Source organism: Pelagovum sp. HNIBRBA483 (genome assembly GCF_040931995.1).
Lineage (GTDB): Bacteria > Pseudomonadota > Alphaproteobacteria > Rhodobacterales > Rhodobacteraceae > JAEPMR01.
The window spans coordinates 75400-91973 of sequence record NZ_CP162412.1; the positions used below are offsets into that span (position 1 = coordinate 75400).

At 58.1% G+C, this 16574-nt stretch carries 17 protein-coding genes; 2 read left to right on the forward strand and 15 right to left on the reverse strand.

The window, feature by feature from the left end; all coding sequences use genetic code 11:
- The first annotated feature begins 19 nt into the window (after window positions 1-19).
- Window positions 20-928: an SDR family oxidoreductase gene (locus AB1E42_RS00405; protein WP_368345032.1), complete on the forward strand. Its 909-nt coding sequence runs from the start codon at window positions 20-22 to the stop codon at window positions 926-928.
- On the opposite strand, the gene AB1E42_RS00410 is transcribed toward AB1E42_RS00405, so the two are convergent.
- From AB1E42_RS00410 to AB1E42_RS00440, 7 genes are all read right to left on the reverse strand, one after another.
- The gene (locus AB1E42_RS00410) at window positions 891-1592 is read right to left on the reverse strand and encodes a hypothetical protein (RefSeq protein ID WP_368345033.1); all 702 of its coding nucleotides are present in this window, start codon (window positions 1590-1592) and stop codon (window positions 891-893) included. The genes AB1E42_RS00405 and AB1E42_RS00410 overlap by 38 nt on opposite strands.
- On the reverse strand, window positions 1555-3480 hold the full coding sequence (dxs, locus tag AB1E42_RS00415; RefSeq protein ID WP_368345034.1) for a 1-deoxy-D-xylulose-5-phosphate synthase: 1926 nt from the start codon (window positions 3478-3480) through the stop codon (window positions 1555-1557). The genes AB1E42_RS00410 and dxs overlap by 38 nt, the downstream gene beginning before the upstream one ends.
- Window positions 3481-3493: 13 nt before the next feature.
- Window positions 3494-4300, reverse strand: a complete 807-nt coding sequence (locus tag AB1E42_RS00420; RefSeq protein ID WP_368346335.1) for a polyprenyl synthetase family protein — start codon at window positions 4298-4300, stop codon at window positions 3494-3496.
- 61 nt (window positions 4301-4361) lie between these two features.
- On the reverse strand, window positions 4362-4601 hold the full coding sequence (locus AB1E42_RS00425; protein ID WP_368345035.1) for an exodeoxyribonuclease VII small subunit: 240 nt from the start codon (window positions 4599-4601) through the stop codon (window positions 4362-4364).
- Complete coding sequence (locus tag AB1E42_RS00430) at window positions 4598-5524, reverse strand: histone deacetylase family protein (protein ID WP_368345036.1); 927 nt, start codon at window positions 5522-5524, stop codon at window positions 4598-4600. Before AB1E42_RS00430 ends, AB1E42_RS00425 begins: the two co-directional genes overlap by 4 nt.
- A 46-nt stretch (window positions 5525-5570) precedes the next feature.
- Window positions 5571-6269 carry a response regulator gene (locus AB1E42_RS00435; protein WP_368345037.1) on the reverse strand — a complete coding sequence of 233 codons (699 nt, stop codon included), beginning with the start codon at window positions 6267-6269 and terminating at the stop codon, window positions 5571-5573.
- Window positions 6269-6775, reverse strand: coding sequence for a MarR family winged helix-turn-helix transcriptional regulator (locus tag AB1E42_RS00440; RefSeq protein ID WP_368345038.1), 507 nt, complete (start codon window positions 6773-6775; stop codon window positions 6269-6271). Before AB1E42_RS00440 ends, AB1E42_RS00435 begins: the two co-directional genes overlap by 1 nt.
- Window positions 6776-6920: 145 nt before the next feature.
- Between AB1E42_RS00440 and AB1E42_RS00445 the strand changes: the two genes are divergently transcribed.
- Window positions 6921-7790, forward strand: a complete 870-nt coding sequence (locus tag AB1E42_RS00445) for a branched-chain amino acid aminotransferase (RefSeq protein WP_368345039.1) — start codon at window positions 6921-6923, stop codon at window positions 7788-7790.
- A 51-nt stretch (window positions 7791-7841) separates the two neighbouring features.
- Here AB1E42_RS00445 and AB1E42_RS00450 read toward each other — a convergent pair whose 3' ends face one another.
- The 8 genes from AB1E42_RS00450 to AB1E42_RS00485 form a co-directional block, all read right to left on the reverse strand.
- Complete coding sequence (locus AB1E42_RS00450; RefSeq protein WP_368345040.1) at window positions 7842-8759, reverse strand: DMT family transporter; 918 nt, start codon at window positions 8757-8759, stop codon at window positions 7842-7844.
- 75 nt (window positions 8760-8834) lie between these two features.
- On the reverse strand, window positions 8835-9902 hold the full coding sequence (locus AB1E42_RS00455) for a flagellar basal body P-ring protein FlgI (RefSeq protein WP_368345041.1): 1068 nt from the start codon (window positions 9900-9902) through the stop codon (window positions 8835-8837).
- A 41-nt stretch (window positions 9903-9943) separates the two neighbouring features.
- Entirely contained in the window at window positions 9944-10945 is a 1002-nt protein-coding gene (locus AB1E42_RS00460) for a hypothetical protein (RefSeq protein ID WP_368345042.1), read from the reverse strand.
- Window positions 10946-10947: 2 nt separating this feature from the next.
- A complete protein-coding gene (gene flgK, locus AB1E42_RS00465; RefSeq protein WP_368345043.1) occupies window positions 10948-12393 on the reverse strand; it encodes a flagellar hook-associated protein FlgK in 1446 nt (481 codons plus the stop codon).
- Window positions 12394-12405: 12 nt separating this feature from the next.
- Window positions 12406-13707 carry a flagellar hook protein FlgE gene (locus AB1E42_RS00470; protein WP_368345044.1) on the reverse strand — a complete coding sequence of 434 codons (1302 nt, stop codon included), beginning with the start codon at window positions 13705-13707 and terminating at the stop codon, window positions 12406-12408.
- Window positions 13708-13781: 74 nt separating this feature from the next.
- Window positions 13782-14621, reverse strand: a complete 840-nt coding sequence (locus AB1E42_RS00475; RefSeq protein WP_368345045.1) for a flagellar motor protein MotB — start codon at window positions 14619-14621, stop codon at window positions 13782-13784.
- A 60-nt stretch (window positions 14622-14681) separates the two neighbouring features.
- Window positions 14682-15737, reverse strand: a complete 1056-nt coding sequence (locus AB1E42_RS00480; protein WP_368345046.1) for a Gfo/Idh/MocA family protein — start codon at window positions 15735-15737, stop codon at window positions 14682-14684.
- On the reverse strand, window positions 15734-16519 hold the full coding sequence (locus tag AB1E42_RS00485) for a ThuA domain-containing protein (RefSeq protein ID WP_368345047.1): 786 nt from the start codon (window positions 16517-16519) through the stop codon (window positions 15734-15736). Before AB1E42_RS00485 ends, AB1E42_RS00480 begins: the two co-directional genes overlap by 4 nt.
- Window positions 16520-16574: the final 55 nt, after the last annotated feature.

Here is a 16574-nt window from a genome sequence, read left to right on the forward strand (position 1 = left end):
CCTTCACTCATGTGAAATCATGCTTGAACTCTTGTTAGCATACTCGCATTTCTCGGGCATGATGAAATCTCGAACGCTTCTTTCTTTTGGTCATGGTTTTTCCTCACAAGCACTCGCAACGCGATTGCTGGGTGAAGGCTGGCGCTTTGTTGGCACGACGCGGAGCGCTGAAAAAGCGCAGCAGGTCGCGCAAACGGGTGTCGAGCCGGTCATCTGGCCGGGCTCTCATGTAGCAGGGTTGTTGGACGAAGCGACGCATCTTTTGATCTCTGCCGCGCCGGACGCGGAGGGCGACCCAGTTTTGCGTGAATTAAAGCAGCAGATCAGCGCCCGCGCAGGGCAGTTTGAATGGGTGGGCTACCTGTCGACGACCGGCGTTTATGGCGATCACGAAGGTGGTTGGGTCGATGAGAGCACGCCTCTCACCCCCAGCACCCGCCGAGGTAAATTCCGCAAATTGGCAGAGGCGGAATGGGCGTCGATCCCTGATCTGCCCCTGCATATTTTCCGTCTGGCCGGAATTTACGGCCCCGGTCGCGGGCCGTTTGCCAAGGTGCGCAACGGAACGGCACGGCGTATCATCAAGAAGGGACAAGTTTTCTCGCGTATCCATGTGGAGGATATTGTACAGGTCTTGGAGGCCTCGATCGCGCGGCCAAACCCAGGTGCAGCCTACAACCTTTGCGACGATGACCCCGCGCCGCCGGAAGACGTCATCGGTTATGCTGCCGAGCTGTTGGGGCTGCCTGTACCGCCTGCCGAAGATTTTGAAACTGCCGAGATGAGCGCGATGGCGCGGAGTTTTTACGCAGAAAGCAAGCGCGTCAAAAATGACCGCATTAAAGATGAACTTGGCGTAGAGCTTCTATACCCGGACTATAAAGCAGGGCTTAATGCGCTGCTGGCTGCCGAAGAACCCGGCGAATAGCAGCGGCAAGACCGGCAAAGACCAGCAGAAAAACCAAGGCCGTCACGAGGTTTGTGGCGTAGAAGGTCATTCGGCCGCCAAGTTCCAGATCATTCAGGAAGCGATAGGGCAGACCCGATGTCACGCTGCCGCTCGGGGTGTTGGCGAGCGACTGCACGATATACTCGACCCAAATGACATAGGAAATGACGATCCCAACAAGCCAGAGCGCAGAGGCCCGCAAGCGCGTGAAGGATCGGTGAATAAACAGCGCGTCGATCCATTGTAGAAGCGGACCAAGCGCGTGGAGGTAATATTCGAGCCACCAATCACCGAGTTTCCCATCGCGCGTAACCGATGTCGGATCCGCAAAGAAAAGCCGCCAATAGAGAAAGACGACCATCAGGTTGATAACGGCTGTTGCGCCAACGAGCCCATCCCAACGGGCATCAGAGCGGCCTTCAACAAGAGCCATCATACGGCTGGCGCAGAAAAACGAGAGGATCAGCGCCCAAATCGTCAGGTAGCGGAAGGGGCCGGCGAAACCGTCATATTCAGAGAATAACACCATGCGGATCGTGTAACCCGCGGCCAACAGAAACACGGCCCAGCGATAGATGCTTACAGCGCTCGCTTTTTGCGCGTCGCTAAGCACGGCGCTCGACCACGGCAATGCCCAGCGCATCGAGCACTTTGCGTTCAATATCGGCAGCGTTCAGGCCAGCAGTTGCATACATATCGCGAGGGCTGGATTGATCGATGAAGGTATCAGGCAGGACCATGGAGCGGAATTTCAGCCCATGATCAAACACGCCTTCATCCGCAAGGAGCTGCGCCACATGGCTGCCAAAACCGCCAATCGCGCCTTCTTCGATGGTGATCAGCGCCTCGTGATTGCGGGCCAGATCGAGGATCATCTCGCGGTCCAGCGGCTTTGCGAAACGGGCGTCCGCAACGGTTGCGCGAATGCCGCGCGCATCGAGCGCCTCGGCGGCGGAGAGGGTTTCTTCCAACCGCGTACCGAGCGAAAGAAGCGCAACGCGCCCACCCTCACGGATGATCCGGCCTTTGCCGATTTCAAGCGGCTCGGCATTTTCGGGAATTTCGACGCCGACACCTTCACCACGGGGGAAGCGGAAGGCAATCGGGCCGTCATCATAATCGGCAGCCGTTGTAACCATTCGCACCAGCTCGGCCTCATCCGCGGCTGCCATGACAACGAAATCGGGCAGGTTAGAGAGAAAGGCAATGTCAAAGCTGCCAGCATGGGTCGCGCCATCGGCACCGACGAGCCCTGCCCGATCTATGGCGAAACGCACAGGCAAGCGCTGGATCGCCACGTCATGGACGACCTGATCATAACCGCGTTGCAGGAAGGTGGAATATAGCGCGCAGAACGGGCGCAAACCACCAGCGGCGAGGCCTGCAGAGAAGGTCACAGCATGCTGTTCGGCAATGCCCACATCAAAGCACCGGCTGGCATAGCGCTTCATGAACCGATCAAGGCCGGTACCATCCGGCATGGCAGCGGTGACGGCGCAAATGCGGCTGTCAGTTGCTGCGAGCTTCACCAGCGTTTCGGAGAAAACGGAGGTGTAGGAAGGCGCGTTGGAGGGAGCCTTCGTCTGTTTGCCTGTCAGGACGTTAAATTTTGCCGTGGCGTGGCCTTTGTCGGAGGCGGCCTCTGCGGGGGCGTAGCCCTTGCCCTTGCGGGTGATTGCATGGATCAACACGGGGCCGGTTGCGCGGGTTTTGACGGTGCGCAAAACAGCGAGAAGCTGCTCCATGTCGTGCCCGTCAATCGGACCAACGTAAGAGAAGCCCAGCTCCTCGAACAAGGTGCCGCCAACTGTCATGTGCTTGAGCATATCCTTGGCGCGGCGCGCGCCCTCTTGCAAAGGCGGCGGCAGGAGGCTCACAGCGCCTTTTGCAGCTGCTTTGAATTCCTGAAACGGCGCACCTGCATAGAGGCGGGAGAGATAGGAGGACATCGCGCCGACAGGCGGTGCAATGGACATTTCGTTGTCATTGAGCACCACGAACAGGCGCTTGCCGAGGTGACCGGCGTTGTTCATCGCCTCGAACGCCATGCCCGCGCTCATTGAACCGTCGCCAATCACTGCAATCGCATCGCCCAAGCCGGATTCACACTGACCACCAAGGTCGCGGGCAACGGAAAAGCCCAGCGCGGCGCTGATCGACGTGGAGCTATGCGCGGCACCGAACGGATCGTAGGGGCTTTCGCTGCGCTTGGTGAAACCGGAGAGACCATCCTTTTGCCGCAGGGTGCGGATGCGATCGCGGCGGCCTGTCAGGATTTTATGCGGGTAGCATTGGTGCGAGACGTCCCAGATCAGCTTGTCTTTCGGGGTGTCGAACACGGCATGAAGGGCGACGGTCAGCTCGACCACACCCAGCCCGGCACCCAGATGGCCACCCGTTTCAGAAACCGCGGAAATCGTCTCGGCACGAAGTTCATGAGCAACCTGAATCAGCGCATCGTCCCCCAGACGCTTCAGGTCATCAGGGGATGCGATCTGGTCGAGCAGCGGCGTTGCCGGTTTTTCGCTCATTGTGCCTCCAGGATCAGTTCTTTCGCGCAATAACGAAGCGCGCCGCCCGCTTCAAGCTTTCAGCACTGTCACCGAAAGCAGCGAGCGCGTCACAGCCCTCTTCTACCAGCGATTTGGCGCGGTTTTTTGCCCCTTCAAGGCCAAGGAGGGAAACGAAGGTCGCTTTGCCCGCCTCTTGGTCCTTGCCGACTGCCTTACCAACTGTCGCGGCATCGCCTTCGACATCGAGCACATCGTCCGCGATCTGGAAGGCAAGACCAATGGCATCGCCGTAAGTTTGCAGAGGGGTCAGATCGGCCTTGGCCATGCGGGCGCCAACGGTTGCCGACCAAGTGATCAATGCACCTGTCTTGCCTGATTGCAGTTCGGTAATGGCGGCCAGATCAAGTGGTGCATCGGCGGTTTCGGCAGCCATATCGAGCGCCTGACCACGAACCATCCCCCGCCCTCCCGCAGCACGCGCAAGCGAATAGGCCAACTCGGCACGAATTTCAGCATCACCCACATCTGGGCGAGCGACCAGCTCAAACGCTAGTGCCTGAAGTGCGTCACCCGAAAGGACGGCAATAGCTTCGTTCCACTTGCGGTGGACGGTCGGCTGCCCACGGCGCAGATCATCATCATCCATGCAAGGGAGATCATCATGTACGAGGCTATAGGCATGCAGGGCTTCAATCGCCGCGGCTGGCCAGATTGCAGCCTCTTGGGGCACCTCATAGATGCGCGCGGATTCGCGCGCGAGGAACCCACGCAGCCCTTTACCTCCGGCGACGGCATAGCCCATTGCCGCGATCACCGGCAGGGCGCCCATTTCCACCATTACCGATTGTAACGCCGCCTGCGTTTCGCGGGCGGCGGCAGCTAGTTCGATCGAGAAGTGATCAGTCATCGAGCGGGGCAGTACCAGTGGGCTGACCATCGCCACCCAATGTGATTTTCGCCACTTTCTCCTCTGCTTCCGCAAGCTTGGATTCGCAGCGTTTTTTCAGCGCAGCTCCCCGATCATAGAGCGCGATGGAATCTTCGAGCGCGACGTCGCCACGCTCCAACTTTCCGACGACTTCTTCCAGCTCTTTGAGCGCTTCCTCGAACGTCAGGTCTTCAACGGGCCGGTCTGTCATCGTCCTCTCTCCTCCAATACGGTCACATGGGCGCGGGCGCTTTGGCCCAGTGCTTCGAGGTCATAGCCCCCTTCAAGGAGCGAAACCAAGCGGCCACGGCAAAATTCATCTGCCAAATCGCAAATTTTCTCTGTTACCCAGCGGAAGTCGTCCTCTACCAACTGCAACCCCGCCAGCGGATCGGCGGCATGGGCGTCAAATCCGGCAGATACAAGGATCAATTCAGGCGCAAAGTCCGCAACGCGGGGAAAGACCTCCCGCTCGTAGAGCTTGCGAAATGCCGCGCCACCGTCCCCATCGCGCAGCGCGAAGTTCTGAATATTGTCGCTCAGGACATTGTCACGCGGGTCGCCACTGCCCGGATAGAGCGGCATTTGGTGGCTGGAGATAAACAGGATTCGATCATCGCCATCGACGAGATCTTGTGTGCCATTACCGTGATGCACATCGAAATCAATGATCGCGACCCGCTGCAAACCGTGCCGTTCCAATGCGTGCTTTGCTGCGATCGCGATGTTCCCAAAGAGGCAGAAACCCATCGGTGTTTCGCGTTCGGCATGGTGCCCCGGCGGGCGGGTGGCTACTAAGGCATTCTGATAGGTGCCATCAAGCACTTGATCCACCGCGCGCACAGCCGCGCCGACAGCCCGAAACGCTGCAGACAGAGAACCGGAGGACATGTAGGTATCTGCATCAAGCTGCTTCCAGCCCGCCTCGGGCGCGGCATCTTTGATGGCTTGCAGGTGGCGCGCGGGATGGGCGAGCAAAATATCGTCATCCGCTGCAAGCGGCGCAACGCAGCGCGAGAGAGGCAGGCCTTCCAAAGCGGAAAGGACCGCATCTAGACGCGCGACCTGCTCTGGATGGCCGGCAGGCGTGACATGATCGAAGCAGTCTTCGTGGGTATAGAGGGCGGTTGTCATAGGCGCAGAAAACCGTTTTCAGGAAATGAGGGCAAGCGGGTTCCTTTCAGTCAGAGCTTAGGCGGTAGCCTTCGCCGCGAACGGTTTGAATGTGACGAGGGTGCTTCGGATCAGCTTCGATCTTACGGCGAAGACGGGTGATTTGCACATCGATGGCGCGTTCCTGTGTTTGACCGCCAGAACGATTGACCTCCTCAACAAGACGCGCCCTGCTTACTGGTGTATTCAGATGCTCGGAAAAAATCTTCATCAACTGCTGTTCGGTCGACGTGAGCCGGACAAGATCATCGCCGTGCCATAGCTGGCTCTTCTCCGTGTCAAAAACGTGCTCGCCGATGCGGATGCGCTTGGGTTTTTGCGGCTGCGCCACCTCGGCAGGGACGCGCCGCAGGATCGCGTTGATACGGAGGAGCAGTTCTTTCGGCTCAAAGGGTTTGGCGAGGTAATCATCGGCACCTGCCTCCAATCCTGCGATGCGATCGGCGGCTTCATTCTTTGCGGTAAGCAGGAGAATCGGCGTGTTGATGGATTGGCGGAGGGTGGCGCATAACGTGATCCCGTCCTCCCCCGGCATCATGACATCAAGCACGATGAGATCAAATTGCAAGCCACCCAAAAGGCGGCGGGCATGAGCGCCATCGCGGGCAGTACTGACCAAGAAATCTGCCCGCATCAGGAACGTTTTGAGCAAATCCCGCAGGCGGTCATCGTCATCGACGATCAAAAGGTGGGGTGCGTCGCGCATCAGGCCCCCGTATCTTTCAAACGGTCGTAATGGTGGCGGATCTCAGGGTCCATCATCGCTTCCAAGACCTGCCGGAAACCAGCGACGGCAGCGGGGCCTGCGGCACGGTAGGCGACACGCATCCTTTCGCGTTGCGCATCCGATAACTTGCCTTCCAGCTCCGCGCCCTGCGCAGTGAGGTGGAGATGGCGTTCGCGTTTATCGCGCCGCCCGACTCGGCTTTCAACCAAACCATCCTGAATCAAAGTGCGTAGGACGCGGTTGAGTGATTGCTTGGTGACGCCCAAAATCGCCAGAAGATTGTTAACGGTCGTTCCCGGACTGCGGCCAATAAAGTGGATTGCCCTATGGTGCGCACGGCCATAGGCCATATCAGCAAGGATACGGTCGGGATCTGCGGTGAAGCCGCGATAGGCAAAGAACATGGCCTCGATGCCCTTGCGCAGCTGCTCGTCCGTCAGAAAGAGCAGGGATTCCCCGCTATGACGATTTCCTGCTTCGGACATGGCATCCTCCTGACCCTGGATCGCTCGATAATACGTCAGTCTTGTTGACACTCCAAGGCGCAACTGATAGCGAATCGTGCGAATTTACGAAACTTTATGTCCGTTTCGGACCTAATTGCGAAACATATGCAAATGGAGGGTCATGATGACCGGTAGCTATGATGATCGGGACGGTAAGATCTGGCTTGATGGAAAGCTGGTCGAGTGGCGGGATGCCAACGTTCATATTCTGACCCATGCAATGCACTACGCCTCGTCGGTGTTTGAGGGCGAGCGGGCTTATAATGGCACGATTTTCAAAAGCCGCGCACACTCGGAGCGGTTGCTGAAATCTGGCGAGCTGTTGGATATGCCGATCCCTTACAGCGTCGATGAAATTGAAGCCGCGAAATACGCGGCGCTTGAGGCAAACGGCTTGACCGACGCCTATGTACGCGCGGTTGCTTGGCGCGGGGCGGGGCCAGATATGGGCGTCGCATCGTCGCGTAATCCAGTTCGTATAGCTGTAGCCTGCTGGGAATGGGGCGCCTATTATGGCGATGCAAAAATGAAGGGCGCGAAGCTCGACATCGCAAAATGGAAACGCCCGTCGCCAGAGACTATTCCCACAGCGGCGAAAGCTGCTGGGCTTTACATGATCTGCACCATGTCCAAACATGCGGCAGAAGCGAAAGGCTGTTCGGACGCGCTATTCATGGACTATCGCGGATATGTGGCCGAGGCGACCGGCGCGAATGTCTTCTTCGTCAAGGATGGTGAAGTACACACGCCGATCCCCGATGCGATCCTCAATGGTATTACGCGGCAGACTGTTATCGAAATGCTTAAGGAAAAAGGCATTGCGGTGCATGAGCGCCGGATCATGCCGGAGGAGTTGGAAGGGTTCGAGCAATGCTGGCTGACAGGTACCGCTGCGGAAGTAACCCCTGTCGGGCAGATCGGCGACTATAGCTTCGAGGTTGGGGCCCTGACGCGGGATATCGCGGAATCCTACGAAAAGCTCGTACGCGCCTGATTTTTTGCGCCGCTTGGATTTTTGGAAACCCCGCCAATGGGCGGGGTTTTTTTATCCCTGCGGGGTCATTGCCTTGCGTTGGCGAGCGCGTTGCAAGCCGAGATGACGCTCGCGAAGAATGATCATAACGCCAGCGGCAATGACTACAGAAGCACCGGCAAGCATTGTCAGGCTTGGTATTTCATCGAAGAACAAATAGCCGACGCCGAGCGCGAGCAGCATGGATGTGTATTCAAACGGGGCGACAAGTGATGCATCCGCAAAGCGGTAGCTGGAAGTCAGCAGGATTTGCCCCACACCTCCCAATAGACCAGCAACCACCAAAACCGCCAATATCCATACAGGCGGCATGACCCAGCCGAAAGGAAGGGTCGTGAGAGACAAGATGCTTGCTGTAATCGAAAACCAGAAAACAATCGCTGCGGCACCCTCGGTTGCGACCAGTTTGCGCACAAAGACCTGCGCCAGCGCAGCACACATGGCGCCACCGAGCACCACGATAACGCCAAGGGTTTCATTAGGATTGGGCGCGCCGGAAATGGTCAGGCGCGGACTGAGGACGATAAACACACCAACCATGCCCAAGGCGACCATGCTCAGCCGGAAAGCCCGAACTTGTTCGTTAAGGAACATTGCAGCGAAGACAACAACCAGAAGCGGCGCCGCATAGCCAATTGCTGTTACCTCGGGGAGAGGCAAAAGCCCCAGACCGGCAAAGCCAAGACCCATCGCCATGGTCCCGACCAGCCCTCGCCAAACATGGCCAATAGGATTTTTGGCGCGAAATCCGTGTCGCAACTCACCCCGCATCATGAGCCATGCAATCAGTACCGGAATCGCAAAGAACGAACGGAAGAAGACTGCCTGCCCGGGAGGGACGTAGGCGGAAGAGAGCTTGATCAGGCTGGCCATCGCCATGAAAACACAGACAGATGCGATCTTGAAACTGATGCCGCGCAGTGGAGACATTTTCGACCCTCAAGCTACTGTCCTCGGGCATATCGCAATGCGCCAGCATGGCAAACGGCTATTTTTGCGGATGCTCTACTGCACGACAAGCTCCGCATGAAGGGCGCCGGCGGCGCTGATAGTCTTGAGAATGTCAATAAGATCGCGCGGAGCGACGCCCAGCGCGTTCAACCCTGTCACCAAATCGGACAGGCTCTGCCCGCCTGGCACCAACGCAAAGCCAGTTCCTTGCGTTTCTTCCAGCGACGCGGTCGAGCGCGGGACCACCACTGTTTCGCCCTGCGAGAATGGATTGGGTTGCACCACGATTGGCGCTTCTTCGATTTGCAGCGTCAAACCGCCTTGGCTTACGGCGACCGGGCTGATCCTGACGTCATTGCCCATCACGATCGTTCCGGACCGCTGGTCGACCACAACGCGGGCGCGGCGTTCGGGCGTGACACTTAGGTTTTCGATCCGGCTGAGAGCGTGTGCAGGCGACGGCGAACCCGTTGCGGCAATGTTCAATTCGACTGTTCCGGCGTCGCGCATGATTGCGACCTCCTTTCCGAAGGCGGCATTGATGACCTGCTCGACCTTTGCCGCCGTCGAAAAATCGGGGGTGCGCATGGCAATGCGGAGGCGCTGCATCTGCGAGAAGTCGAACTCCACCTCCCGCTCTACCCGCGCCCCAGCGGGAATGGACCCCGAAGTCGGGACGCCTTGCGTCACTTCCGCGGCGGCCGCAGCCGCCACGGCGCCGCCCGCGAGAACCGCCCCTTGCGCAACGGCGTAGATCTCGCCATCCGCCGCAAAGAGCGGTGTCATGATCAGGGTGCCTCCGAGCAGGCTTGATGAGTCTCCGATTGCGGAAACGGTGACATCTATCTGGCTGCCAGCGCGCGCGAATGGAGGCAGAGTTGCCGTGACGAGAACAGCGGCCACATTGCGCGGCCTGAATTGCTCGCCGGTCACGTTAACACCAAGCCTTTCGAGAATGTTAGTCATGATCTCCTCGGTGAACGGCGCGTTACGCAGGCCATCGCCCGTGCCGTTCAAGCCGACGACGAGGCCGTAGCCGACAAGATCGTTGGCGCGAACACCATCAAACTCAACAAGATCTTTTAGGCGTACCTCTGCGATCGCTGCGCTCGATACCATCATGCAAATGAGGCTCTGCCAAAGCGCTCTGAGAAGGGCTCGCCTCACGAGAGGGTCGCCAGTGATAGCCGCGAAAGGCGATTGACCAATGTGTAGTGGGTCTCCAATTGAACCTGCAAAAGTTGGATGCGCGTTGCGGTGCTCTCCATCTCGATCAAGGTTGCATCATTATGATGGCGCGACAGCTCAATCTGCTCTGCCGTCAGCCGTTCTGTTGTGACCTCGATGCGAAATTGGGATTGACCGACGGTCGCCATCAGATCCACAAGCGGGCCTGCGGCGCGATGCAAGCCGCGCCCTGCCCGTTGCAACAAATCCTGTCGTGTCGCGTCATCGAGCGGAATGGTCTGATCTCCGGCAACTGCTGCTAGCGCGAGTCCCGACAGCACATTGCGGATTGCACCATGCGCGGCACCTGCTGGAAGGCGGATCATCGTATGACCATCGAGCGGAAACGTCACTGGCTGATCATCGCCTTGGAGCGCTGTAGTTTCATAACCGCCACCGGCTCCAAACCAAGTGTTAACTGCTGCCTCGATGCTGTCAGCGACTCCCCCGCCCGCGAGCGTAGCGGTCAGTGCCAATAGATGTGCGTCAGCCCCTATCAGGGGTGGTTGGCTCACCGAGGTTCCACCGAAAGTATAACGCCCGCCCGTCGCAGCATTGAGCGCCGCGGTGACGTCAGCAAACGCGGCTTTTGCCGCAGCTGCATGGCCGGATATTTGGCCCGGTGCCTGTGTTGTTGCCGGATCGATCAGGCGGGCTGACAAAAGTTCGCGGGCGCCATTGATCTGCTCGAACCCAAGCTGCTGGGCGCTGGCAAAACGTGCCGCCGTCTTCGCGGAAGTGAGATATTCCGATATCTCGCCCAGCCGGAAAGCGGCTTGCGTATGGCGCGCCTGAGCAGCGCCCAGCGCGCGGGGGAGATCGCTATGCCGGCCCGATGCGAGCTGCTCGGTTTGCTTTGCCAAGGCACTGCGCAACGCTACACCGTGGCGCAGCGAGATGAAATGCTGACTGAGATCTCCGATCCGGAGCATTGTCATAACTAGATCTCCAAAAGTTGCTGCATGAGAGTGCCTGCCACTTCGATGACTTTTGCATTCGCGGCGAAGGCTTGTTCGACCTGCATCAGCAACTGCAATTCGTAATCCGTATCCACGCCTTTTGCCGCTTCAGCTTCGCGCAGGCTGGCGAAAAGGGCTTGCGCCGCAATCTGGCGATCTTCGGCGCGTACGCGGCTTTTGGCGCTACGGGCTGCGTCGAGCGAGAGCGAATCGTAGAGCGTGGTTTGATGTGCCACCCCACCCGCAAAACCCAGCCCGAGGCTTCCCCTCAGCCGCGCAAAAAGTCGCCCGTCACCTGAGGCGGCTTGGGTTGTGGCGCCAATGCCCTCCCGCAAGCGCCAGGTGGCGCCGCCGGCATCTGGATCAAGTGCCGCGTTCAATTGTAGACGCCCAGTGAGGCCAACAACATTCGCGGGATCAAAACTGGCACCTGCATCCGTCAGGATACCGGGGTTGGAAACGCCGTTGCTTGGGTCAAGCGCAGGATCCTCCAACCGCTGAAGCAGTGCGGCGGCAAAGGAATCTAGCCGCGCCTGCCCCTCGACAAAGACCGCATCACGCATTTCGAAAGCCGCTGCCAAGGAACCGCCGCCGAGGCGGCCTGTAATGGCCGCGAGATCGAATGACTGCCCGCCCAGCAACAAGGGGCGTGGCACACCCGCTTCGGCGTCCATCCCGGCGGTGATCAATGGCGTCGTCTCAAAGGAAATATCAGCCGCTGTGGCATCAACCAGTAGAACCCCGCCCCGCGACAGAAGTGCGACCTGTCCGTCTTCCCGTGTCAGAAGTTGGAAAGGGACAATCTCGGAAACACGATCGAGCACTTTTTCCCGTTGGTCGATCAAAGACGATGTCTCCGCACCGGAGAAAACGGCGCGTTGGATCGAGCGGTTGATTACCGCCACTTGCTCCAAATCAGCCGAAAGAGCGGAAACGAGCGTGTCGATCTGGCTATCCGCCAATGATCGAGCAGATTGCATGGTCTCGGTGCCGCGCGATAATGCAGTGGCGATTGCCACGAAGCTGTCTGACACGATCTCGAGCGCGGGCGTGGATGCGGGATCGGCTTCAGCTGCGATAAGGGCTGAGGTTAGACGGCTAAAATCCTGCAGGAGGCCCGGTTCATCGGGTGACGTTCCGAAGAGCGATTCGATTTGCCGGAAGGCCGCTTGCATCTGCGATTCATATCCGGTTTCGGCGCCGGCGTTCCGGCGCGCGGCGGTCAATTGCGGATCAGCATGTCGCACTACGCCGTCAATCCTGACACCGGCGCCAGCGTTGCCGATAGTCTGAGCGGAAACTGCCAGCTCCCTGCGACCGTAACCTTCGGTCATGGCATTGGCGACATTGGAGGAAATAAGCTCTGCGCGGCGCGCGTTTGCGGTCAGTCCCGATGTGGCGAAGGAGAGTGCGTGCGAGAGGCTCATGGCTACGACGTCCTATCGCTTGATATTGGTTGTTTCTTGCAGCATTTCATCGACCGTCTGGATGACTTTTGCATTCGATGAATAGGCGCGCTGAGTTTGGATAAGATCCGTTAATTCACCGGCAACATCGGTCGCCGATTCCTGACGGGCGAAGTTCACGATATCGCCAGTGGGCCCATCGCCTGCGTCCCAGAGAAAGAAGCTCCCGCTCTCGGACGAGGCGCGATAGGATTGGTAGTCGAGAGACTCTAAACCGTTGATATTCGATACATTGACAAGGGGGATTTGGTAGATCACGCGCGAAACGCCAACGTCGAACGACGCGCGGACCAATCCATTTGCATCGACATCAACAGACGTCATGTTGCCGACCGATGTGCCATTCTTAGTGATCGAAACCGGAGCGAAGGAATCTGAGAGCTGGGTCATCCCTTCCGCTGCGCCCAGCGCGCCGATCGAAATTTCAACAGGGCCGCCAGCGACAGATACGGACAAGGCACCGCTTACCGGATCATATGTTCCGCCGGAAATCGTAGATACCGACGCGAGGGTACCACCAAGGCCACGGGTATCGTCGAACTGAAGCTGGTACTCGCCGATCAACGCTCCACCAGATGCACTGTCACGGATCGTCATCGTCCAACTGTTGGACGCCCCTGTCGCGGGGACGGTTGGGGTAAACGAGATGGCAAGGCTCTCCGATTTCCCTAGGTTGTCGAAATATTCGACGGACAGTTCCTCGGTCGTGCCCGCCGCGCCGGCGACTGTTGATGTCGCAGGTAGGTTTGCAGCGATTTCAACCGCGGTCGTTGGTTCACCAACGAACTGGTTCGCGTTCAGCCGGATTGGCTCAAGTCCATCGGGCGTATCGCGCGAAAAGGTTGGAATCGTTCCGTCTGCGGCAGCGGGCCAACCCATAAGCACCAAACCGCTTTCGCTACGCAGATAACCTTGTTCGTCGGGACGGAATGAACCTGTCATTGTCATCAGAAGCGGAAAATCGCCATTGCCAAGCGTAACGGCGGCCTCTGTCGTGACGGGAAGAAGGCCACTGCCTCGTACCGCGAGATCGGTCGCGTTTTCAGAGGTGACAAGCGACGCGCCCTGATCAATCAGGCGCATATTCGTCGTCCTCACCCCGCCCGCCGCGTAGGCACCAGAGCCACTGCCAACAACCATGGAATGAAAATCTGTGACGACACGCTTGTATCCGAAAGTCGCCGAATTGGCGATATTGTCGGAAATGGCGGCAAGCTTGCTGGCATTTGCAGACAAACCAGCGACGCTCGCATTCAGAGAAGAAGAAATTGACATAGGGACCTTCCGTTCATCAACGCTCGAAAAGACCCTGTGACAACGAGATTAAGAACCCCCTAATAGCTCAAATCCTAGCCATTCTGGGGCGTCAGACGGATCAAGACGACCTCCAGACGGTCATTGCGCGGAGAGAACCCGTCGGGATCAGCAGGGTTCCTATCGCCAAAGCCGGAAACAGACTCTATTTGAGCTGATGGAAGACCCTTTGACTCGAGTAAACTGCGCGCGGCATCTGCGCGGGAAATGGAACTGCGCCAAATCTGCGGCTCGCGCAGAACAATCGGGCGGGATGCGGTGAAACCCCTGACAGCGACTGGGTTTTCGACCAGCTGAAAAGCCTCGGCAAACACCGCCAGAATGCTTTCCAAAATGGGCATGATCTCATCTGTTTTAGGCTCAAACAAAGGGAAATCCGGCCGCGAGTAGACCTCAAGAATCAAACCTTCAGAACTGATCCTGCTCACGACATGCTGAAGTTCGAGATCGGAAAGAAGGCTTTCGCCACCGCGCCCGATCAGGACAGCTTCTACCTCGGTCAATGAACGCGTCTCGGCAACGCTCAGCGCATCGAGATCCTCCTCATCGGTAATATCGCTCGGGAGGCTATCGAATTCGGTGCCGCCAGTACCATCCTCGGCAAGCTTATCCTGGCTGAAGATATTGGTTCCGCCGAACATCCCGTCGCCGCCAGAGGAAATACGATTAAGCGGCAACGTCGGGGAGAAGTAATCCGCCAGACCTTTCCGCTGTTGCTCTGTCGTGGCGTTGAGCAGCCACATCAGCATGAAAAAGGCCATCATCGCGGTTACGAAATCTGCATAGGCGACTTTCCAGGCACCGCCATGATGCCCATCGCCTTTTACAACTTTCTTCCGTTTGATGATGACCGGCGCATTCGCCAAATCACTCATCCCAAAACTCCTTCACCCGCGTACAAAGTGCCTCACGCGGGTGAAGAAGCTGTTAATGGATCAGACCGGCAACATGCGCGCGTCAGCGGCATCGGAACGCTCGGCCGCATCCATCACCCGCTGCAACATCGCGCCACGGCGGAAATCGGGGGAGACTTGAACACCAGAACGGATCGCCGCGATGAACCGCTGATAGTTCGTTTGAACCGCTGGCACTTCGATATCTCGCCAGGTTGCGGTGAAGAGGTCGTCACCCAAACAGCCGCGCAGGATGCTCTTGTTGCCCTCAAAGCGCACATCAAGCCCACCCTTGGTGCCGTGCAGGCGCAAGAACAGGTCATTGAAGTAGCCTGACGCCATGCGGCTGGAATGCACGACCCCAACAGCGCCGTTCGCAAGGTTCATTTGCAGCGTGAAGCTATCATTGGCGTCCAATGTATAATCGCCGATCTTGCCGCCCGGGGCCTTATCGAAAGTGGTAAGATTACAGGACACAGACTCTGCGTCAGAGCATGCGGCATAGGTAGCGAAATCGAGGATATGAACACCAACATCGCCAAGCACGCCTTTTGATCCATGTGCCTTCGAGAGACGCCATAGCCATGTATCATTGGTCGACCACTCACCCCACGCAGGCTGGGTCAGCCAGCTTTGCAAGTAGGAGGCCTCGAAATGGCGTACCTCGCCAATGGCGCCCTCGGCAACCAACTCGGCAGCGCGGATCAACGCGGCACCGTTGCGATACGACAGGTTCACCATGTTCACCACACCGGATGCCTCGGCCGCAGTCGCCATTTCCTCGGCATCGCTGACCGTCACGGCGAGCGGCTTTTCACAGAGAACATGCTTGCCAGCGGCCAAAAAGGGCATCGTCGTTGCGTGATGCACACCATCGGGAGTGACGTTCGACACGGCGTCGAATTCACCCCAAGCAAGCGCCTCTTCTACAGAGGCAAAGCTATTCGCAATGTTATGTTTGGCGCAGAAAGCGGCGAGGCGCTCGGGGCTCGTATCTATTCCGGCGCAAACTGTGACGCCGTCCATATCGGCATAAGCTTCGGCATGCGCATTTGCCATGCCGCCAGTGCCGACGATGAGAACCCTGATCTCGCTCATCTGAAACCCTCCTCACCATCATGATGCAGGCGCGGGCCGCGTTCTTCGATTGGCTCTAGCGCCTCGTCTACAGGCACGTTGGGCGCGGCATTCACGTCCACGATGCGAGCAGCAGGGTTATGTGCCCATTTCACTGCATTCCGCAGCACTGTGCGGACATTTTCGTCGTAATAGGTGGGGTAAGTTTCGTGACCGGGGCGGAAGTAGAAAACATTGCCCGCGCCACGTTTGTAGGTCACGCCAGAGCGGAACACTTCGCCGCCTTGGAACCAGCTCACAAATACCGTTTCCATCGGTTCGGGAATGCCAAATGGTTCGCCGTACATTTCTTCGTTTTCCAGTTCGAAATGATCCGGTAATCCTGCGGCGATCGGGTGGTTTCGGCTGGTCAGCCAAAGACGCTCGCGCTCGCCGGCCTCGCGCCAGGTCAGGTTGCACGGGGTTCCCATCAGGCGCTTGAAAATCTTTGAAAAGTGACCCGAATGCAAAACTATCAGACCCATCCCAGACCACACATGTTCGGCCACACGCTCGACGATGGCATCTTCGACATCGCCATGCGCGGCGTGCCCCCACCACAAGAGAACGTCAGTCTCTTTGAGGCGCGCCTCGGTTAAGCCGTGCTCGGGATCTTGTAGGGTTGCCGACGTTGCTGAAATTGCCGGATCGCTGTTCAGCGCATCGGCGATGCAAGAATGCATGCCTGTTGGATATAGGTCGGCGACCACTTTGTTCTTTTGCTCATGAACGTTTTCGCCCCAGACAAGTGCGCGAATGGTCATAAAAACCCCCTATGACGCTGCGGTATCAATCGCGAGCAGCGATAGACCCTTCATT